The organism is Staphylococcus felis, assembly GCF_003012915.1.
GTDB lineage: Bacteria > Bacillota > Bacilli > Staphylococcales > Staphylococcaceae > Staphylococcus > Staphylococcus felis.
In genome coordinates this window covers 642554-664764 of record NZ_CP027770.1, presented here as the reverse complement: position 1 = coordinate 664764, position 22211 = coordinate 642554, and the positions used below count along the sequence as shown (strand labels likewise).

The 22211-nt window shown below is 32.7% G+C and carries 15 protein-coding genes and 2 pseudogenes; 8 read left to right on the top strand and 9 right to left on the bottom strand.

Features of this window, described 5'->3' with window-relative positions; genetic code table 11:
* Positions 1–85: 85 nt before the first annotated feature.
* Both C7J90_RS03230 and C7J90_RS03225 read right to left on the bottom strand, forming a co-directional pair.
* Complete coding sequence (locus C7J90_RS03230; protein WP_106465084.1) at positions 86–925, bottom strand: LPXTG cell wall anchor domain-containing protein; 840 nt, start codon at positions 923–925, stop codon at positions 86–88.
* A 20-nt stretch (positions 926–945) separates the two neighbouring features.
* Entirely contained in the window at positions 946–2139 is a 1194-nt protein-coding gene (locus tag C7J90_RS03225) for a hypothetical protein (protein ID WP_103210294.1), read from the bottom strand.
* Between the two features lie 312 nt (positions 2140–2451).
* Here C7J90_RS03225 and C7J90_RS03220 point away from each other — a divergent pair, with 312 nt between their 5' ends.
* From C7J90_RS03220 to C7J90_RS03210, 3 genes are read left to right on the top strand one after another with little or no spacing between them, the layout of a single operon-like run.
* On the top strand, positions 2452–3420 hold the full coding sequence (locus tag C7J90_RS03220) for a hexose phosphate-binding lipoprotein HptA (RefSeq protein ID WP_103210296.1): 969 nt from the start codon (positions 2452–2454) through the stop codon (positions 3418–3420).
* Entirely contained in the window at positions 3417–4970 is a 1554-nt protein-coding gene (locus C7J90_RS03215; RefSeq protein WP_103210298.1) for a hexose phosphate transport sensor histidine kinase HptS, read from the top strand. Before C7J90_RS03220 ends, C7J90_RS03215 begins: the two co-directional genes overlap by 4 nt.
* On the top strand, positions 4963–5754 hold the full coding sequence (locus tag C7J90_RS03210; RefSeq protein WP_103210301.1) for a response regulator transcription factor HptR: 792 nt from the start codon (positions 4963–4965) through the stop codon (positions 5752–5754). Before C7J90_RS03215 ends, C7J90_RS03210 begins: the two co-directional genes overlap by 8 nt.
* Positions 5755–5835: 81 nt before the next feature.
* Here C7J90_RS03210 and uhpT read toward each other — a convergent pair whose 3' ends face one another.
* Positions 5836–7215, bottom strand: a complete 1380-nt coding sequence (gene uhpT / locus C7J90_RS03205; RefSeq protein WP_103210303.1) for a hexose-6-phosphate:phosphate antiporter UhpT — start codon at positions 7213–7215, stop codon at positions 5836–5838.
* Positions 7216–7948: 733 nt separating this feature from the next.
* Positions 7949–8980 carry an NAD(P)/FAD-dependent oxidoreductase gene (locus tag C7J90_RS03200; protein ID WP_103210305.1) on the bottom strand — a complete coding sequence of 344 codons (1032 nt, stop codon included), beginning with the start codon at positions 8978–8980 and terminating at the stop codon, positions 7949–7951.
* A 91-nt stretch (positions 8981–9071) separates the two neighbouring features.
* Between C7J90_RS03200 and C7J90_RS03195 the strand changes: the two genes are divergently transcribed.
* The 4 genes from C7J90_RS03195 (at position 9072) to C7J90_RS03180 (ending at position 18032) form a co-directional block, all read left to right on the top strand.
* Complete coding sequence (locus C7J90_RS03195) at positions 9072–9992, top strand: ABC transporter substrate-binding protein (RefSeq protein WP_103210307.1); 921 nt, start codon at positions 9072–9074, stop codon at positions 9990–9992.
* Positions 9993–10093: 101 nt separating this feature from the next.
* Positions 10094–12148, top strand: coding sequence for a helix-turn-helix transcriptional regulator (locus C7J90_RS03190; RefSeq protein WP_158701892.1), 2055 nt, complete (start codon positions 10094–10096; stop codon positions 12146–12148).
* Positions 12149–12413: 265 nt separating this feature from the next.
* A protein-coding gene (locus C7J90_RS03185) for an IS3 family transposase (RefSeq protein ID WP_106465082.1) occupies positions 12414–13558 on the top strand; the annotation gives its coding sequence in 2 pieces (ribosomal slippage) (positions 12414–12660 and positions 12660–13558; 1146 coding nt in all).
* A gap of 1069 nt (positions 13559–14627) precedes the next feature.
* Positions 14628–18032 carry an Ig-like domain-containing protein gene (locus tag C7J90_RS03180; protein ID WP_106465081.1) on the top strand — a complete coding sequence of 1135 codons (3405 nt, stop codon included), beginning with the start codon at positions 14628–14630 and terminating at the stop codon, positions 18030–18032.
* Positions 18033–18267: 235 nt separating this feature from the next.
* On the opposite strand, the pseudogene tnpA reads toward C7J90_RS03180, so the two are convergent.
* The 4 genes and pseudogenes from tnpA to C7J90_RS12300 form a co-directional block, all read right to left on the bottom strand.
* Positions 18268–18726, bottom strand: a pseudogene (gene tnpA, locus C7J90_RS03175) (IS200/IS605 family transposase).
* A 298-nt stretch (positions 18727–19024) separates the two neighbouring features.
* Positions 19025–19597, bottom strand: a complete 573-nt coding sequence (locus C7J90_RS03170) for a helix-turn-helix domain-containing protein (protein WP_103209945.1) — start codon at positions 19595–19597, stop codon at positions 19025–19027.
* 661 nt (positions 19598–20258) lie between these two features.
* Positions 20259–20438 (bottom strand): helix-turn-helix transcriptional regulator, encoded by a 180-nt coding sequence (locus tag C7J90_RS03160; RefSeq protein WP_103208686.1) that lies wholly within the window; start codon positions 20436–20438, stop codon positions 20259–20261.
* A gap of 326 nt (positions 20439–20764) precedes the next feature.
* Complete coding sequence (locus C7J90_RS12300; RefSeq protein ID WP_103208685.1) at positions 20765–21070, bottom strand: DUF2992 family protein; 306 nt, start codon at positions 21068–21070, stop codon at positions 20765–20767.
* A gap of 242 nt (positions 21071–21312) precedes the next feature.
* On the opposite strand from C7J90_RS12300, the pseudogene C7J90_RS12265 reads away from it, so the two are divergent.
* Positions 21313–21484, top strand: a pseudogene (locus C7J90_RS12265) (VOC family protein); the annotation flags it as partial.
* 113 nt (positions 21485–21597) lie between these two features.
* Here the strand turns inward: C7J90_RS12265 and C7J90_RS03150 are convergent.
* Entirely contained in the window at positions 21598–22056 is a 459-nt protein-coding gene (locus tag C7J90_RS03150) for a MepB family protein (RefSeq protein ID WP_232618903.1), read from the bottom strand.
* Positions 22057–22211: the final 155 nt, after the last annotated feature.

The following is a 22211-nucleotide window of genomic DNA, read 5'->3' as shown; positions in this document are numbered from 1 at the left end:
GAAAATCTTTTTGAATTTAAATTGAGTACAGATAGCATTATTTCTATATACTAAAATTTAGTTAAATGACTATCAAAAGTTGATACTATCTTTGATTTAAACGTCTTGATAAAACTAATAGACTTAAACCAATCGCTAAGAAAATACCACCAAATAAACCAGAGTTATGCGTTTGGCCCGTTTCTGGTAAAGTTTGAGCGCGTGTAGTATGAGTATCTGCTTGGTTCATACTTTTTTGAGTAGTATTGCCTTTCATTACTTCTTCTTTATTCATGCTCTCTTGAGTTGCACCGTTTTTCATTGCTTCCTCTTTATTCATGCTCTCTTGAGTTGCATCGCCTTTCATTGCTTCCTCTTTATTCATGCTCTCTTGTGCTGCTTTTTCCCATGCATCTGCATGTGCATCTTCTTCTGCTTTTGCATCATCTGCTGTTGGTGTATCGATGTTTTGTTTTACATCATTTTCTTGTGCTGCTTTTTCCCATGCGTCCGCATGTGCATCTTCTTCTGCTTTTGCATCATCTGCTGTTGGTGTATCGATGTTTTGTTTTACATCATTTTCTTGTGCTGCTTTTTCCCATGCGTCCGCATGTGCATCTTCTTCTGCTTTTGCATCATCTGCTGTTGGCGTGTCAATGTTTTGTTTTACATCATTTTCTTGCGCTGCTTTTTCCCATGCATCCGCATGTGCATCTTCTTCTGCTTTTGCATCATCTGCTGTTGGTGTGTCGATGTTTTGCTTTGCATTTTGTTCATTTACATATTCTTCCCACGCATCTGCATGCGCATCCTCGATGGCTTTAGCTTCTTCAGCAGCTGTAACTTGATTTGAATTGTTTACAGTTTCTGCAAACACAGAAGAAGGCGCATAAGCTAACGTCCCCATAAGTATTGCACTTGTTAATAAAAGTTCATTTTTTTTCATAATTATTTTCTCCTTTTTTATTATTTCCAAGAAAACCAATTAATAATTGAAGAAGCCAATTCTTTCGTTTTTACAAAAGCTTCTACAGTTTTTGGATTCTTTTTATAAAGATCGTATAACGTTTGTGCAGTTTGTAAGGTATTGTACGTTTGGTTATATTTCTTTTCAGTTATTTTATAAGCTTGGTTTCCTAATGCGTATATGTAGTCAAATGGATATTTAATATATTCTTCTACTGTTTTAGGTGATTGAGGCGCTTTAAATGACGTATCAATATTTACATTTTTCAATGTTTTTCCACCTAAAATATTAACTACACTATCAATCAAAGCAGGGCTAGTATTTTGATAGAAATGATAAGCACTTCTCGCTGTTTCAATAGATTGCTTAATATAGTTATATTTGCTTTTGATGACATTTGTAGTTTCAGTTATCGATTTTTCCAGATCTTTATAGTGTGATATCACTGTATCTCTAATATCTGTATAGATAGACTTTAAATATGAGTAATCATTAGCAGTGATTTCTGCATTAGTATCTTCTTGTTCTACTTTAATTTCTTCTTGCGCCTGACCTACTTGAGTCGTTGCATCTTCTTTCATTTCTTCCTTTTCAACAGAAGGTAATTGATTCATTTGTTGCTTGATTAACTCTTCTGCTTGTTTTGCATGCGCATCTTCTTCTGCTTTACTTTCTTCTACTGTTGGTGTGTCGATGTTTTGCTTGATTTCGTTTTCTTGTGCTGCTTTGTCCCATGCATCTGCATGTGCATCTTCTTCTGCCTTACCTTCTTCTGCTGTTGGTGTGTCAATGCTTTGCTTAATTTCGTTTTCTTGTGCTGCTTTGTCCCATGCATCTGCATGCGCATCTTCTTCTGCCTTACCTTCTTCTGCTGTTGGGGTGTCGATACTTTGCTTGATTTCGTTTTCTTGTGCTGCTTTGTCCCATGCATCTGCATGCGCATCTTCTTCTGCTTTACCTTCTTCTGCTGTTGGTGTGTCGATACTTTGCTGAAGCAAGTATTCATTAGCTGCTTCTTCCCATGAATCCGCATAACGATTTTCTAAAGATTGATTCATTTGAGCAAGTGTAGGTTTCTCTACTTTGCTATTTTCTTCAGCTGCATCAGCTTGTCCATTTAACCCTAGCATTAAAGCTACTGTAGTTGATGCAAGCCCCAACGCTAGTTTTCTCTTGTAATTTTTCACATTCAATGTTGTAGCCTCCTATTAATGAAGTTTTATATCTTGGAAAATTATATATTAGTAAACTCAAAAAAACTAGATGGGTTTTAAATAATTAATAAACAGTTAATAAATAGGAAAGAATATTTAATAGTTTAATAGAAGATTTATATATATATATATAGAATTTCTAACAAACTATCTAACACGCTTTTCTGTATCCAAAAGTGTATAATGACGCTTTTAAAACAATATTCAATTACTTATACTTTCACATTACTTACGCCTTTTTTATTGCTAAAATGATTGTAATTAAAACATTCACAGAATTGATGGGATATTATGAAATTTAAAATGTATATTTTGTTTTTCTTTCTTGCTTTCTCAGTAGCATGTTCAAATACGCATGAGTCGACAAAGCAATCAGATGTATTAACGGTGTATTCTCCTTATCCAACTCATTTAATCCGTCCGATTTTAAATGAGTTTGAAAAACAAGAAAATGTCAAAATAGAGGTTAAACGCGATTCTACACAAGTGTTACTTTCCAGGCTACATAAGGAAAAACGCTCCGATCGCGGTGATATCTTTATGGGAGGTGTGCTATCTGAAACGATTGAACATCCTGAAGACTTTGTACCTTATCAAGATCGTGCGGCATCCCAACAGCTTGATGACTATCGCTCTACGAATAAGTTGGTGACGAGTTTTATATTAATGCCGACTGTTATCGTTGTGAATAAAGATTTACAAGGGGATATTGCCATTCGAGGTTATAAGGATTTGTTGCAACCTGCACTGAAAGATCGTGTTGTGTATTCAAATCCAAATACCACGACGACAGGCTATCAACATATGCGCGCAATATATAGCATGCAGCAAGAGGTAAAGGATGTTCACCATTTCCAAAATCATGCTATACAATTACCTGAGACGTCTCAAGTCATTAGTCGTGTTGCTACGGGTCAATATTACGCAGGTCTGAGCTACGAACAAGACGCACGTACATGGAAGAATAAGGGCTATCCAGTGTCTATCATTTACCCTACTGAAGGCACGATGTTAAATGTAGATGGCATCGCATTAGTAAACAATGAACACCCACATCCTAAGCGTGAAAAATTGGTACACTATTTAATCAGTCGTCCTGTACAACAAAGGCTGGTTGCAGACATTGATGCCAAATCTATTCGTAAAGATGTTACTGAACAAACGGATCAGTCTATTGCAAGTCTTAAGCACATTTCTGTAATCCCTAAATCTGAATTACCGAACATTCCACATCATGAATTTTTGGAGATGATTCAATGACAACCTACAAGCCATACAGACATCGATTACGACGCTCATTATTTGCATCTACTATTTATCCAGTCTTTTTAGTCATTGTCATTGGATTAGTAAGTTTTTATGCCATATATATATGGATTGAGCACCATACCATTCATCAACATGTTTACGACAGTCAGATTGAAATCAAGCGTACTGAAAAACAGATTCAATCATTTATCACACAGCATCAACACCAATTTAATCAAGACGATTTAACACGTTATCGAGATATCACATCTACAAAACGTGCGTTACTAAAATTAGTACATGAACAACCGACAACACTTTATTACGAATTATCTGGCCCTAGCCGGTCTATCACAAACAATTATGAACAACTCAACACGCAAACAATGTATTTATTTTCTGAACAACACCTTAAATTTAAAAATGGCACCTATACACTTAGGTTTTATATGGCAGATGCTCCTCGTTTAAATGATATTAAAGAAAATCGACAGTTCGCACTTATTGTTGATTCATACGACAATATTTTATATACCAATGATGATCGCTTCTCTATCGGCGACAAGTACGCCCCGCCACAGTTTGGCTTTATGTATGAGTCTGCAAAGTTAAATGATAGCGCCCATCACCTTATTATTTATAAAGATATTCACGAAACTATTGAGGACGGTATTACTTTATTCATAATCATGGGGATTGTGTTAGTATTGCTTGTCATTTTTGGATTTATCAGTGCAGATAATATGGCTAAGCGCCAAACCAGCGATATTGAAACCATTATTCAAAAAATATACTACGCTAAAAATCGACATCTCGACGCTTATACACCATTAAAAAACAACAGTGAATTAGAGGAGATTAATCACTATATTTATGATTTGTTCGAATCAAATGAAAAACTTATCCAATCGATTGAACACACCGAGCGGCGATTACGTAATATACAATTAAAAGAAATTGAACGTCAATTCCAACCTCATTTTTTATTTAATACCATGCAAACCATACAATACTTGATTCCGTTGTCACCTCAAGTGGCACAAACAGTCGTTCAACAATTATCTCGAATGTTACGTTATTCATTACGCACAAGATCGCATACAGTCAAACTATCAGAAGAGCTCAATTACGTTAAACAATACGTCGCCATTCAAAATATACGTTTTGACGATATGATTCAACTCCAAATTGATGGTTCTGAGGCAGCTCAACATCAAGTCATTGGTAAAATGATGATCCAACCTCTCATTGAAAATGCAATCAAACATGGCAGAGATACTGACACTTTATCAATCACCATTCGCCTGACGCTAACAAGTCATGCCTTGCATGTTTTAGTTTGTGATAATGGTATCGGTATATCAGACTCACGATTACAAGATGTACGTCAATCGCTTTATGCTGATGTTTTTGATACTGATCATCTCGGCTTAAACCATTTACACAATAGAGTTATCATTCAATACGGGAAACAAGCACGTCTTCACATCTTTTCCAAACAAAATAAGGGGACATTAATATGTTACCGAATACCACTTTTAAGGAGGGAGACAGATGTTTAAAGTTGTCATTTGTGACGATGAGCGGATTATCAGAGAAGGTTTGAAACAGATGATTCCATGGGGAGATTATCATTTTGACACTGTCTATACAGCTAAAGATGGGGTTGAAGCATTATCCCTTATTCGTCAACATCAACCAGAATTAGTCATTACTGATATACGTATGCCACGAAAAAATGGCGTAGACTTGCTTAATGATATTCAAAATCTTAGCTGTAACGTCATTATTTTATCAAGCTATGATGACTTCGAATACATGAAAGCAGGCATCCAACATCACGTTTTAGATTATTTATTAAAACCTGTCGATCATGATCAATTGGAGGCTATATTAGGGCATTTAGTGGAGACATTATTCAAACAACAAGCCTATGTTGATTACTGTGAATCGCCTTGTCACGAAGCTTTTAAACCTTTGTTAAGAATTGAATACGACGACTATTACGTCAATCAAATCATCCATCAAATTAAGCAACACTATCAATCAAAAGTCACAGTCGTTGATTTAATCCAGACGATTGATGTGAGTGAATCATACGCGATGCGCACATTTAAAGAGCACGTCGGTATTACGATTGTCGATTATTTAAATCGTTATCGTATTATGCAATCTATTCGACTATTAAATCAACATTACAAGCATTACGAAATTGCAGATCAGGTTGGCTTTTCAGAATATAAAATGTTTAGTTATCACTTTAAAAAATACTTACAAATGTCACCGAGCGATTATAGTAAACAAAACCATAGCTCGGCTCATTCGTTCCTAAATGGACTTGATTAATGCCATATACAACAAAATGCCCTATCATCACAACATCTTGATGTCATGATGGTAGGGCTCTATGGTTTCATTTACCTTATATTAAACCTTTAATTTTTGAATTTTCTTTTCTTCATAGTAAGCAACGATACCTAGCAAAATAATCCCTAAGAATAATGCTGCATAGAAGACGATAAACACATCCGTCCAACCACTTAATGTGTATCCAAAGATATTTAAACCTTGACTTGTAGGATCTGCAATGGCTGCTAAACCGACCTTTGCCATGGAATCACCAAATAAATACGCAAATGATCCTGTCATACCATTGGCCACACTAATTGCATTTTTTGGAACAAAACCTGTCAACGATACACCAATTAATAACTGTGGACCAAAAATGAGTGCACCTAAAGCAAACAATGAAATATTCACCATCATCACACTTGTTGCATTCGTGTAAAACAAGACAACGAATGTAATCATAAACATACATCCAATCGCAACAATCGCACGGCGCCCTTTTAATAAATCTGATACGTATCCCCATAACAAGCTCGCTACTAAAGCACCTATTTCAAAGTAGAAAATGGTATTGACCGCATCACCTTTATTAAAATGTAAATGCTCGGATACATACAATGGTGCCCAATTATCAATACCGATACGTACAATATAAACAAAGACATTAGAAACACACAAAATCCAAATCACAGGGTTTCCCAGGATATATCTCTTAAAAATCTCCCATTTCGTCATACCTTGTGAATCAATATTTTCTTTATCCACCGGCTCTTCCCAAATTTCTTCAGCACGATTCCAACCTAACTCTTCTGGATCGTCCTTTCCGATAAACAAAGTCACTATCCCAATTAGCAATGCGATGACAGCAGGGAAAATAAACATCCCCACTACATTACCGTGGAAGAACATATTCGCACCCCATAGCGCCACCCCACCAGCAATGGCACCCCCTATATTATGGGATGTATTCCAAAATCCTAAATAGCGACCCCGTTTCGTCCGAGGCGCCCATCTTGAAATCGTTGAATAACTTGCAGGTCCGCCTACCGACTGGAACACCCCGTTAAGTCCCCAAAGTACAATAAGTAATCCCATCACAGAACCAAAGTAACTTAGCACAAATCCCATAATTAAGACAGTGCTCGCGGATAAAATCAATAAGAAAGAAATAATGCGTTTCGTGTTACGACCATCCACAAAATAGCCCAATATCGTCTTCCCTAAACCATAAGTGATACTAAACGCCAGTCCAATATAACCGAGCTCTAACGTAGATAATCCAATATCCTCTTTTAACAATGGCTGTGCTGCTTTGAAGTTATTTCGGATTAAATACATCGCCATATATGCGAAGAATACGACAAAGAACGCCTTCATAAAGTTTCTAAGCCATAACTTACGCTGTACAGATAACGGAATGCCCTCATTCGGAATCTTATGGATATCAAAAAAATTCATCTCTGTCACCTCTATCAATTTCGTTAAACTCAATATAGCACGGTGATGTAAGCGCTTAATATCCTTAAAATTATTAAATCATCCGAAAAACTGAACCTAAATAGACCTTGGGTGATTAGCAGTAAGCGTTTCATAATGACAGAAAATTTATCATAAAAAAGAAGTTAAGCCTTATTAATGAGCCTAACTTCCTTATATTGATATGAGTGAATGATTCAAACTTTGAGGAGTTGAAAACAGAAGTTTATTCTAAACTGTCTTATTATCTTGATACTCTATACCGTCGTATGAATTTGTCCAATAAAATAGATGTCATTCACTTAAAATTTGATTTTCATCATACATTATTTAACACTACTTTTTAAAACATCAAAAATTTCATTATATTTATCATCCTAAAATTTATGAAATTCATACCAGTCATTTTGATATAGTATGCATAAACTATTCCCTAACAATCCTTTTTTTAATTTTACACCTTAATTTTGCTAAGAATGAACTTTTTTAAACTACATTTCGTCTTCATTATTGTAGTCCTTTTATTCCCCGCTCCATAACAAGATATTCTGAAATAAAGAGCACAAGATCAAAATACTCATAATCGATAACATTCTTAATTTCTCTATATTGAATGCCTTAGAGACAATACTAGGCTTTTACTTGACCTTACTTTTAAATGGTTTTTTTATGTTAAGTGCTGTGAATCTACTTCCTTATAGTTAACTTTTGGTTGTTATAAATATTTCTTCATTACTATTTTATTAGATTCAGTAAAAATAGAATTATGACTTGATACAAATCCTTCTTTTCTTGCGTCAGGTTCAATGTATTGTTTACTTAGGTTAATAGCATTGGCTGCATCACTAAATGCACTCGCAATTAAATGAGCTTTTGCCCCATGATGTATAACATCTCCGCAAGCAAAAATTCCAGAAATATTTGTAGAAGTATTTCCAAATCCTTTTATACGATAACTATCAAACATCTCTATCTTAGCCGATGATTCATTAAGTAATGTACTTTCCCTATCAAAACCATGACTAACGATAACATCATCTATTATTTTTTCTTTTAACTTTCCAGTGTCTAAGTTTTCCAAAATAACTTTCTCAATGATTTTATCTTCTTTATCCCCAATTAATTGTTTAATAAATGCATTAGATATTTTTTCTACATTTAATTCTTTCAGTATTTTTTTCATAGCCTCATAACCACGTATTTCATCTTTTCGATATACCAATGTCACTTTTTCTGCATAATCAGATAAATCTCTTGCCCAATCCAATGCTGTATTACCTGATCCTGAAATGAGTACCTTTTTATCTTTAAATCTTTTTAATGATTGTACCGTGTAATGTAAGTTACTCAAAGAATATTTAGATGCACCTTTTATATCTAATTTCTTGGGTTTTACGATGCCACCGCCTATTGCTATAATGACAACCTTAGATTCATACACGTTTCCATTTTCAGTCATAATTTTAAAATGGTGTTCCTTTACCTTTTTAATGTCAATAACACGCTCTTCTAAACACACTTCAGGATTAAAATGTAAGCCTTGCTCTATTATATCTTCAATTACTTTATAACAGGGTTTGGGGCCAACACCTCCGATATCCCATATAATTTTTTCAGGATAAACATTCATTTTACCACCTAATTTATCTTGTACATCAATAATTCGAACATTCATATCTCTTAATCCCGCATAAAAACTTGCAAACAATCCTGCAGGTCCTCCACCAATAATTGTTATATCTTTCAAAGTTAAACCTCCTTTTAAATTATGTATTGCTATGCCTTTCTATTATGCTATAATTGATAATAATTATCAATATCAATTAGGAGGTAGTTATATGAAAAAGTTATTAGTTATTTCTCTATGCTTAACTTTATTTTTATCAGCCTGTGGTAGTAGTGAAAACAAAAGTGAATCTAAAGTATCGGAAAATAAAACTTCTTCAACTCAGATATTTAAACAAGACGATGGAAAAAGAGTTAGAATACCTAAAAACCCAAAAAAGATTGTTGTTTTACACCCTACATATATTGGAGCTTTAATCAAATTTGGTCATAAACCTATAGGTGTTTCGGAATTTGTTAAGCAAAATAAAACATTAAACAAAGCAACTAAAGGGATTGAAAGAATAGGTCAAGGCAATATTGAACAAGTTATAAAATTAAAACCTGATCTCATTATTACAACTAAAGAAGACAAAAACTCTAAGAAACTCCAAAAAGTAGCTCCTACAGTACAATTAGATGCAATGAAATCTAATTATAAAAGAACAACTAAAAGTCTTAGTCAAATTGTAAATGAGCAAGATAAAGCAGAAAAATGGTTAAAAGATTGGGAGAAGAAATTACAAAAAGATAAAAAAGAGCTTAGCATTAAAGTTAAAGGAAAAACAATTACGGCTATACAAGCAACTCCAAAGGGTATAAGTGCTTTTAGTTCTAACTACGGACGTGGCACGGAAATAGTTTATGATGGTTATGGTATGAAGCAACCTAAGTTACTAGAAAAGAAAACTAAAAATGCTTATATGACTATTTTATCTGAAGAAACACTTTCAGATTATACTGGAGATTATATTATATTAGCTACACTAGGAGAAAAACCTCCATTTACAGAAAAAGAAAACTGGAAAAATATAGAAGCCGTTAAAAATGGACGAGTTATTAATTTAGATTTAGAAGACACACAATATAACGACCCTATATCTTTAGAAAAGCAAAGGAAAATTATTTACCATCAATTAAAGGAAATTAAATAAATATAAAAAAATGTATTCCTATACAGATATCATTATCAAAAATTATTTTGTTGCATATATTTGTGATATGATATTTTAAGAAGCCCATAATGAGCAAGGAGATGAAAATTATTTTTACAAATATTTATTACTTAAACACTCCTATGAATTCTCCAAAACGTTGTATGGATGGGGTAGTAATAATTTTATCAGTAGTTGGAAAAATTAAAGTTAAAATAGACGGCGAAATGTTTAATAATCATAATATTTATATTATTAACGACTCTTCCTTATACCAAATATATTCAGATTCCGTCATATTAGTATATTTTCCAAGCTCAATATTCACTAAATACGATATAAACATCTTTGATAAGAATTTTACTATCACTAACCACGAAGAAACTAGAAATCAGCTTATTGGCTTATTCAACCACTATAAATCGCATAAACATACAACAGTTATATCCGAAAATTCATTAAAAAAAGTATTGTTTTTAATAACAAAAGAAGAAGTATTAAACAAAGGATACCCAAGAAGTTTACTTAATAATATAATGGTTTACATATCAAATAACATACACAGCCGTATAACTCTTGCCACTTTATCACAGGAATTTTATGTATCTAAGTCAAGTATTTCTTCTTTATTTAAAAAAGATTTAAACATAAGTTTTTATGATTATATCTCTTCTCTCAAAATATCTAAATCTATGAAAGAGATTACACTGACTGATAAAAAAATCAAAACTATTGCTAATCACTGGAATTATCCTAGTGCAACGAATTATATTATGCACTTCAAAAAATTCACTAAAGTTACTCCCAAAAAATATAGAAGTTTATCCATTGGAGAAAAGCACCTGTATATTGATAACCTCAAAAATGGATTTACTATTTTAAAGAAATTATCCGTTAATAAGTTTCCAGAAAAGAAAAAGACAGAAATAAAAATTAAGAATCAAGATATTAACCAAGAACCTTTTACCTATTTTAATTTAATTGATATAGGTGGTTTTGAAAATTTAGATTCCATCACAAATGAAAAGATTTTTTATTATAAAAATTTTTCAAACTTCAAATTATCATCATATATATATATAAGTGATCCAATAGATAAAATAATTGAAACTAGTTTTGACAAAATCGTTATTCGATTAAGAAGTTTGTTAAAGACCAATATATCTATTGCTTTAAAAATCACTGATATAGAGCAGTATGAGTTTATTACAAAATTAATTAAGGAACTTCATTTCTTGGAATCAGAACATTTGTCTAGTTCTTCTATACAAAGAGGGAGTATTTTATTATTACTAGATTTAAACCATGTTTCCTTATCAAAAATAAAGAATATTCATAGAAATATTTATGGTACTAAAATTTTAATTTCTGTAGACATTACTAAGTATTATAAAAAAAATACTATATTAAGTGACTCCATTGTTAATTTAAAACCAGATTTTTATACAATTGATTTTGGAAAAGAAAGTGAAGACAAATTGCTTAGCAATGATGAAGAAGCTTTTAGAATAACTCATTTAAAGCTTAATAATTTCTTAGGAAAGATTGATGCTCGTAAAAACATAATATTTTTGGATTATGAAAGCCTTTATATGCCCAAATTTTTAAATAACATCAGTGCATTTCTAAATCATTCTATTCGTAGTAGATATTACGTAGCCGGTGCAAACATCTATTTTACTACATTAAATAAACATGGAAAGAAAATTGCCATTTTTGATGAAACTGAAAATAAAACCCCATTTTACTTTTTAGGCATAATGTTATTAAACTTTTCAAGGTATCCTTGTTATTATGGTGAAAACTACTTAATAACTAAAAATCCTCATAGTTATAATATATTAATATACAATCCAGAATCTTCATCTATAAGCAATAATAATGAAGGTGCAAGAAATTTTCACATTAGTTTTTTTAAAAATCTTCTTTCTCCAGAAATACTTATTTCAACGGAATTATTAAATAATACACATGGTAGTATAAAAAGTATCATTAATAACATAGAAGATTTAAAATCATTTCCAAACTCATTAAAATATAAAATAAGTCAGTATAATAGCCCATTTTTGAAAGTTGAGAAACATAATTTCAATATTTCACCATATACCGTCGAAGTGCCTCCAAAATCAATAATGCTAATTACAATTTATTGTTAATTAATTTCACAATATAAGGATAATTAATTGATTTTATGATTTTTTAACGAAATAACAATCAATAATATAATTAAACACTTTCATTGCTACATATTCATATCTAAATTGATAAGATTCAATGGATTGTGTTGTAAAATAGTTCAGTATAAAGTCAGAAAAAAAAGAGGCTCTCTATCAAATATGTCTGTAATGTGAATCGTCTACACTTAGTTGGACAAATTCTATGAGAATAGATATTGTTAAATTAAGAAAGTAGGCGATTTTTATGACAAGAGAAAGAAGAACTTTTAGTCCTGAATTTAAATTACAAATGGTAAAGCTTTATGAAAATGGTAAGCCTAGAAATGAAATTGCTCGTGAATATGATTTAACACCTTCGGCGTTAGGGAAATGGATTAAGCAACATCAAAATACTGGTTCATTTAACCATCAAGATAACTTACCTAATGAAGAAAAAGAACTAAGAAAATTACGTAAAGAAAATCAACAATTGAAAATGGAAAATGATATTTTAAAGCAAGCAGCGCTGATCATGGGACGAAAATAGATGTCATTCGAAAGAATGCCAATAAATATTCAGTATCAGCAATGTGCAAAGTCCTGCAAATCTCTAGAAGTAGTTACTATTACGAAATTAACAAATCACCCAACGTTGAAAAAGATGATCGAGATAAGGAAATTAGCGATAAAATTATCGAGATTTTCAATTCTAATCGCAAATGTTTTGGAACAAGAAGGATTAAAAATGAACTTATCAAAAATGGTTTAAATGTCTCAAGACGACGTATAGGACGCATTATGAAAGCAAATAAATTAGTATCTTCTTATACGACATCGAAGTATAAATCATTTCCTTCTCGCTCAAGTGAACGCGAAATCAATAATGAATTAAATCAAAGTTTCAATAGAAAAGAACCATTGGAAGTTCTTGTCAGTGATTTGACATATGTAAAAGTGGCTGGAAAATGGCATTACATATGTTTATTTATTGATCTTTTTAACCGTGAGATTGTTGGGCATAGCGCAGGCTCAAAGAAAGATAGCACGCTTGTATCCAAGGCACTTAGTAGCATTAGACACGATTTAAGAGACGTACAAATGTTTCACACTGACAGAGGAAAAGAGTTTGATAATCACATGATTGATGATGTACTAGATACCTTTGGTATCAAAAGATCTTTAAGCATGAAAGGATGTCCATATGACAACGCAGTAGCTGAAAGTACATTTAAAGCGTTAAAAACTGAATTCATTAAACAGTATGATTTTAAATCTATTAATCACTTAAAACTCGAATTGTTTGATTATGTTAATTGGTATAACAACATTCGACCTCATAGTGCATTAAATTATCTGACGCCGAAAGCGTACAAAGATAGTTTCTATAAAAACTGTCTAGAAATCTGTTGACATACCAATGTATAAATATAGAGAGCCTGACACATAAATATGCCTCAGAACCCAAAACAGGAAGAGTTTCTATGTTTATGAATCTGAAAGCAAGTTTCTAGTTCTGACTTTACAGTGTTTCCACGAAAAATTCTTCATTATTTTCTTCTATGTTAGTTGATTCTGCTATAGGGATTCATACATTCTTTCCTTGATAGGTAGTCTATTTAATCCTTGCTTAAGCGTTGTTGTATTATCTGAATTTTGGAAAATACCGTAGCTTATATGATTAGAGGTAGCTGCTCGGTATTATAAGCTGCCTAAGTTGTCACTTTTGCATGTGAATATCTTACAGTCTGATGAAATTGATGTCATGATTAGTATTTGAATAACTTCTTAGTTCTCCTAAAACATCAAATTGTTCGTTATACTTTTCTTTTTATGGGGTGTTACAACATCTGTATAAATAAAGCTCATTTTACTGTCAACGTTCTTACCTCTTTTAAACTCATCCGTCATTAGGAGTTGTTGTAAAACACACTGTTTTTAGAATTAAATAAGCTGGCTTCTCTGATATCTTATGCATAATAAGACATATCTTTTTTATACTGTTTTTAATAATAAAATCATTCATAAATTTAACCCAAGAAGTTCAAAACGAACGGAAGAATAAAAGAAAACCCCAGTTCATGCAATAAGAATATTATTGCTATTTATTGTTTTACTCCTTCTCATATAGGGTTTCCCTATAAAGTTTTAACGCTTTGAGTATACAATTTATATATAGATATTATACTATCTAATTTCTGCCATTAATTCTTTTCTTATTTAGTTACATTTCCATCCTTCTTAATCAAAATAGATATTTTTATCCAATTTTGATATCCACTAATCTATATTAAACCAAATAAAGTATTTTGTGATATTTTTAATGAAAAAAACACACACAAATAAAATATTCAAAAATATAAAATAGACATATGTTCCTCACTACTTTTATATAGTTATTATTTATTCATAATAGTGAAACATTTTTGTAAACCTTTAGCTTAAATTCAATTTAAATAATTATTTAGGAGGATTACTGTATATGAACTATGTTAGATTTCAAAACAAAAAAAATATTTTTAGTATACGAAAGTTCACATTTGGAGTCAGTTCTGCATTGCTAACCACAATAATTTTTCTAGGAGCAACTAGCACAGCACGCGCCTCAGAAGGTTTAGATAATAACCAAAATGCACCTTCAGAGACAAAAAATTTATATGAAAAACACCATGCAATGGAAGATTTAATGACGATAGATGAAAAAGGCAAAGAATTAACAAATACACAAAATGAATACACCTTAAATAATGAAGAAGAAAAGTTAGTGGGAAATGACACTTCATTTAATGAAGCAAATAAAGATACACAACTAGAAAAACAGTCAGAGACTATATCTGATAAGGTTTACCCTAATAGTAAAGAAACCCCAATAAATTCGCCTAACAATGAAAATATTGAATTACAGAATGATGAATCTAAGCAAAAACCAAATGACTCTACAGAAGAAAGTTCTGTTTTTGAAACTGATGAGAATCGACAAGTAATCAAAACAAAAAAAGAGTATGATGATGAAGAAACTGGTGAATTAAACCAAGTTGAATTATCTTCTCAAACAAAAACGAATAGAACATCTTCAAATAACTCTTTACGCTCTGCTTTGTTAGACTCTCAATTAAGTGACACTAAACTTAGAGGTAACGTAGATGATAAAATATATGATGCTTCTATAAATGTATCTAATAATAATATTGAAGATGACATAGATTACGGGAAGTCAAAAGAAATTTATGAGGAGTTCCAAAAATATAAAGAGAAAAATGAGAAAGATAATCCGAATAAAGCAGCAATGTTTAACCAGTTTTTAATCTCTAAAGGCATCGAACCTAATGATCCAACGTTTGAAACTAAGCAAAAAGTTTATTATGAATTATTTAGATCAAACAGAGGATTAAAACCCTCAGAGTACCAAATTAAAGCAACAGTTTCTAATGTAAGAGCAGGAGACTATTTTAACTTTAAGTATTCTGATGTATTAGATTTAAACGGTAACTATGATAACAATATTAAAATCCAATTACCTTCATTTTATTTAGAAAGTAATCCAGAAGTAGAAGTAGCAAAAGCAATTAATTTTGATAATACAACTAAAAAAATAACATACTTATTTTTAGATACAGTACCAAAAAATAAAACTTTTAACATCATTTTTAATGGTAAAGATTTTGTAGATAGAAATAAAGTTACTGAGAATGGTATGCAAAAAATATCACATGTTATTGGAAATAGTATCGTAAATTATAATGCTAAAGTAAAGTACCAAGACACTCAATATACCTTTGATGATACAATATGGGACGGAGATAGTCAAAGGTATAATCATCATACTGCTGGCATGAGAATGATTCTTGAAAACTATAACAGGGACAAAAAAACAGTCGAAAGCTTTTTACAAGTAAATCCAGACTCTTTGAACATACGTCCAAATGAAAGTTATTTTAAAGGTCTAATTGAAAACCTTAGAAAAGGACTTGTTGAAGATAAAGAAAAACTTGAAGAGTATAAAAAACAAAATGACCAAGAAAATATTAAATTATATACAAATAGAGTTGAAAATACCGAAAAAAGAATAAAAGAAACAGAAAATAAGTATAATAACATACTTAAAAATGGTGTAGATCAACCAATTACAGTACAGATTAGTAATGGTGATTTAAGTCGTTTCCCTTATGATTGGGATGAAAACAATGAATACTATGCAAGTGATATAGAGGGAAGACTTGTTACAAGATCAGCAGTTAAAATAGATATAGATTCTTTAAAATCACTCAGAGTCTATAAGGTTGAAAATGGTAAAAGCATTAATACTAATAGCATTAGTAGCATTTCCGAAGATTATGAAGATATCACAAATGAAATAATAAATTTAAATAATATTGATATAGACAAAGGTACTCAGTACGGTAAAAATCTTAAAGGAGATTTATCTCTAATTTTACCTGAACCTAATAAAGCATATCTTATTACAATGTCACATAATATAGAAGATAGTTCTATTGGTAAGTTTCCTTTTAATAAAATTGATTTAGGAGCACGTATGGTTGTACATGAAGACCTTGAAAATGGTGTTTCATTCAGAGGAGCAGTTAATCGTTATGATGATATTGGCTATGTAAGGGCACATATCGAAGAAAATTGGATTGAAAACCCAGAATTACCACAGCAACCTGAAATTCCTGATTCTGATGCCGATGCGGATGCTGACGCCGATGCTGATGCCGACGCCGATGCGGATGCCGACGCCGATGCTGACGCCGATGCTGATGCTGACGCTGATGCTGATGCTGATGCTGATGCCGATGCCGACGCTGACGCCGATGCCGATGCCGACGCTGACGCTGACGCTGATGCTGACGCCGATGCTGACGCTGATGCGGATGCCGATGCTGACGCCGATGCCGATGCCGATGCCGACGCTGACGCCGATGCCGATGCTGACGCCGATGCTGATGCCGATGCTGACGCTGATGCTGATGCCGATGCCGATGCCGACGCTGACGCCGAGGCCGATGCCGACGCTGACGCTGATGCGGATGCCGATGCCGACGCTGACGCCGATGCCGATGCCGATGCTGACGCTGACGCCGATGCCGATGCCGATGCCGACGCTGACGCCGATGCCGATGCTGACGCCGATGCTGATGCCGATGCTGACGCTGATGCTGATGCCGATGCCGATGCCGACGCTGACGCCGATGCCGATGCCGACGCTGACGCTGATGCGGATGCCGATGCCGACGCTGACGCCGATGCCGATGCCGATGCTGACGCTGACGCCGATGCCGATGCCGATGCCGACGCTGACGCCGATGCCGATGCTGACGCCGATGCTGATGCCGATGCTGACGCTGATGCTGATGCCGATGCCGATGCCGACGCTGACGCCGATGCCGATGCCGACGCTGACGCTGATGCGGATGCCGATGCCGACGCTGACGCCGATGCCGATGCCGATGCTGACGCTGACGCCGATGCCGATGCCGATGCCGACGCTGACGCCGATGCCGATGCTGACGCCGATGCTGATGCCGATGCTGACGCTGATGCTGATGCCGATGCCGATGCCGACGCTGACGCCGATGCCGATGCCGACGCTGACGCTGATGCGGATGCCGATGCCGACGCTGACGCAGATGCCGATGCCGATGCTGACGCTGACGCCGATGCCGATGCTGACGCCGACGCTGACGCCGATGCCGATGCTGACGCCGATGCTGATGCCGATGCTGACGCTGATGCTGATGCCGATGCCGATGCTGACGCTGATAAAGAGAAAACACTACCTGCCACAGGTAGTGAAAATACTCAAAACACAACACTTATTGGTTCATTATTAGCTGCAATTGGGTTATCATACTTTGTAAGATCTCGTCGTAAAGAAGATAAGTAAAATGATGTTGTATCAATAAAATAAAAGATAATCTTCTCTTTTAAAACGTAGACAAAACGACTGGAACATAAACCCCAAAAAATAATCAGAACCACCCGTTTTACGGGTGGTTTACTCTTGGGCTATAAGCCCGCTTTACCGGCTAGCGTCTAAAGGCGCTGGCTTTTTCATTTCATACTTAAGCCAAAATGCCATTGTCTCTTTAGCTAGCCTCTAAAGAGGCTTTTGACTAACTTCAATAACCCTTAAAAGGGGCTTCATATTCTCTTACGCTCAACTTATCAATCGCTTTATCGTGTTTTTCTTACTTCTGTATATATTTTTTTATTGTGGCTTCATTTAATCCAACTGTACTTACATAATATCCTTCTGTCCAAAAGTGACTATTTCCAAATTTATATTTCAAATTTGCATGTCTATCAAATATCATCAAAGCGCTTTTACCTTTTAAATACCCCATAAAGCTTGAAACGCTTATTTTGGGTGGGATGCTCACTAATAGATGTACACGATCTGGCATCATATGTCCTTTTATAATCTCCACACCTTTGTATTTGCACAATAACTTTATAATTTTAATAATTGATGGTCTGTATTGATTGTATATGATTTTTCTTCTATACTTTGGAGTAAATACAATATGGTATCTACACATCCATTTTGTATGTGCTAAACTCTTGGCTTTATTAGCCATAACAAATCCCAACTTTCGTTATTAATTTGGCTTGAACACCTTAATTATAACGTTAAGCAGGGATTTTTTTAGTATAACTTTTGTTGCCCACCCGCATAGCAGGTGATTTATTGTTTCGCACGTTTTACGTGCTCAACTGACTGAAGTCATTAATATAAAAAAACGCATTAAACAACAAAATAGCGTTGCTTAATGCGTTATCGTCTCACCAATCAATGTTGACAAAGAACCAAAAATAATATAAAAACTTATAATATTTTCGAATGTAAAAGGACTATGAGTTTTCTTAATACATTTGTCAAAATAACTGAAATAGAAATATACTAATAAACACCAGAATTCCAAATACTGCTGTAAAGCATGAGACTATTATGATTTGTTCGATTATAAATTTCTTTTTGTTTCTTGAATTATCATTTGATTTCTTCCCATGTTCCATATAATCTAATATTTCTTTATATGTTTGAACATCATACTTCTTCTTCAATCTCTCAAGCTTATTTGCAAAATAAAATGAAATCATCCATAAAAGTAGTGGTACAAGAAAACCAAACCATCCATCACTAAACTTTAAAGCTGCGCCAAAAGATACAGCACTTAGTAATATAAAAAGCATCATTAAATTTCCATACCTATTCATATTACTGTGATCAATCGCATTTCTCATTGCTTTAACATCTCCTTTAACAAGTTGGTCTAAAGAAACGTTAAACAGAGTAGTAAGTTCAATCAAATTATGCAAATCTGGATAACTTCTTTCATTCTCCCAATTTGAAATTGTTTGATTAGAAACAAATATTTTTTCTGCTAATTCTGCTTGAGATAAATTGTTTTCTTTTCTGTAATATTTAATTTGATTGCCTACATCCATGTTCAACAACTCCTTCAAACTAACTGTAACTCGTTTAAATATTTCATGCTATCTAATATCTTTATAATACAACAGAATAAGTGATATAAAACATTTTATAATCAGTATTTCCCAGGAAATACTATGCCTAATTAGGTATACGTTTAAAATAATTCAAACTACTATTAAATAAAATTATAATACCTGTTTACCAATAACATCACGTCATACCTTAGATTTAATATAAGGAGATATTGACATTAAATTCTATTATTTAACAAATTATTATTAAGAATTTTATAAACAGTATTTAAAAAAATATCAATTTTGCTCTATTCCATAAAAATAGAGCAACAAACTTTATTGTCTGTTACTCAAATTTTCTACTTTATCTTTATTTATTGATATCAAATTATTAAAGCAAAGATAGCATATCTAATTGACATCTATATATTTTTTTCACTTCGATTTCTTTTAGTTTGAATCATTATTATAATTACTAGAAGATAACCTATTATAGAAATTAATGAAGTGTCAATACCATATCCCCCACCTGTAAGGAAGTACATGATGCGTATCTAAAATATATTGATACATTCCCCAGTAATCGTCCTGATTAGTTATATTGAACAATCCATTTATATTCCACAGCATGTGTAAAGTAATTGAAGCCCAAACACTATTAAAAGTCCATGCAGTAACAGCATACATAATTCCAGCAAGAGAACCTCTTTAAACCTGGTTCTGAAGTTCCTAGTTCCCACTTTGAAATTGTCTGCCTTGATACATTAAACTTTTCAACTAAACCTTCCTGGGTGTAATTATGGTTATTTCTCAGAACTTTTATTTGTTTATTAATCATAATTGTAAATCTTCTCCTAATATCATTTTAAGATTATTTATGAATGATATACCATTACCAAACGGTAGCATTTATTATCTCACGATATCGTTGCACTTAGGACACGAATCATTGCATGTGCTATATTAAATTATTTATCCGCTATATAATTTTCATTTAAGTCTGTTGTTGATTCAATAATAAATAAAGTACCCCTGAACTTAGTTTCAAGACTATTTTATGATGAGAGTTATTAATTATTTACCCTTGTGCTTTTGTTTTGCTTTATTTCTTTTCAATATTCTCTTTCGCTCTTCAAAAGCTTCTTTTTTCCTTTGATACTTTTTTTAAAATTTTTTATTTGCCTCATGTTCTTGCCTCAAGAAATCCTGCGCCTCTGTTGAAAGTTGAGATATTTTTCTTTCTTTAGCTACTTTGCTTTGCAATCTTTTTGGATTTATCTGTTTTGAATTATTTTTTGCGTTGAATCCTTCTACCCTAATATTATCAATTAAATAAAGCAAGTCATGATGTATAAAGTAATATAAGGTTTCTTTATCTGGATCCTTACCAAATACATACTCTACATAACAAGTCTTTCCATTTTTCTCAAACGCAATAACAGATTTATAAAATTGACTATTATGAAAAATATTTTATTTCCATAAATGGCTCCTCCTCTAAATTTATTACGAATGATGGAGGACCCGAGGAGGGAAGGTTACTTACACTCTATTAAGTGCTATTGGACTACCAACCAATATTGTGTTTTTTACATTCACTGCTAACCTATCAATATTTTACTTTTATTTCAAAATTTTTTTGAATTTAGAATAGTCTATCCTATGCTCTAACGTCACGTCAAACCTCATGATAGAAATAAGAAGATTATGACATGGAATACTATCAAATGCCGTTGTTTAATAAATTATTGGTGAGAGATATTGAAAATCTGAGAAGTGGTATAATCACACTTTAGGATTCAGAAGTATGTTCAAGTTTCGTAATGAAGAGAATGAATTAATTATGAATCCTTGCAGTTGAAGAAATATCAGGATATTATGCTATGCTAATATAATCAGATGTCTTAATTAGTGGAGATGGTCGTTTCATTAATATTCTTGTTGATGACATCGAAACATTAGCAATTAAATTTTTAAAACGCTACTGTTCTATAATATTAGATATCAAAATCAAATTCATTCATCTTATAAAAATGTTCAGTCTGCCATTTCTGACTAGCGAATGCAGTTTTATTTAATTCTACTTCCCATGGCGGATAGACTCTAAAAGCCATTTTTCCTTTTGATTTTTCTGATTGAATAATACCTTTATCAATTAAAACCTCTACAGGAAAAATAAACTGTCCCTTATTATTGTCATCTAAAATATTAACTACTAGGTAATCACCTATATCATTATTATTAAATGCTGCATTTTTATTAAGTGAATCTTTCTTCCATATGGCAACAAAATATCCTGATTTCTTAGGTGTTTTCTTTGCTAATCTACTTTTAAAACCCATTGTTTCACATAAAATATGCATACTTTCATATTCTTCATTCCATTGCTCTAATTCAATATTAATGTTCTGTTTGTCAATATTATAAAATATGTTTCTCCATAGTTTTGCTGTCATATAGGTACTCATATATTTCACCTCTTTTAAAGATATATCAAATAATTGATCGCTTGTGTTTATTAATTTACTTCATATGATATTTCTCAATTATTAATCTTTGACCATCATAATCTAATATATAATAACTTTGCATTTCTCATAAATTAAAACCC

Excerpts from the sequence above, each read along its gene's own strand:
- C7J90_RS03220 (WP_103210296.1), top strand. The coding sequence starts at position 2,452 with ATGAAATTTAAAATGTATATTTTGTTTTTCTTTCTTGCTTTCTCAGTA.
- C7J90_RS03180 (WP_106465081.1), top strand. The coding sequence starts at position 14,628 with ATGAACTATGTTAGATTTCAAAACAAAAAAAATATTTTTAGTATACGA.
- C7J90_RS03170 (WP_103209945.1), bottom strand. The coding sequence starts at position 19,597 with ATGGATGTAGGCAATCAAATTAAATATTACAGAAAAGAAAACAATTTA.
- C7J90_RS03160 (WP_103208686.1), bottom strand. The coding sequence starts at position 20,438 with ATGATTAATAAACAAATAAAAGTTCTGAGAAATAACCATAATTACACC.
- C7J90_RS03195 (WP_103210307.1), top strand. The coding sequence starts at position 9,072 with ATGAAAAAGTTATTAGTTATTTCTCTATGCTTAACTTTATTTTTATCA.
- C7J90_RS03230 (WP_106465084.1), bottom strand. The coding sequence starts at position 925 with ATGAAAAAAAATGAACTTTTATTAACAAGTGCAATACTTATGGGGACG.
- C7J90_RS03150 (WP_232618903.1), bottom strand. The coding sequence starts at position 22,056 with ATGACAGCAAAACTATGGAGAAACATATTTTATAATATTGACAAACAG.
- uhpT (WP_103210303.1), bottom strand. The coding sequence starts at position 7,215 with ATGAATTTTTTTGATATCCATAAGATTCCGAATGAGGGCATTCCGTTA.
- C7J90_RS03210 (WP_103210301.1), top strand. The coding sequence starts at position 4,963 with ATGTTTAAAGTTGTCATTTGTGACGATGAGCGGATTATCAGAGAAGGT.
- C7J90_RS03215 (WP_103210298.1), top strand. The coding sequence starts at position 3,417 with ATGACAACCTACAAGCCATACAGACATCGATTACGACGCTCATTATTT.
- C7J90_RS03190 (WP_158701892.1), top strand. The coding sequence starts at position 10,094 with ATGAAAATTATTTTTACAAATATTTATTACTTAAACACTCCTATGAAT.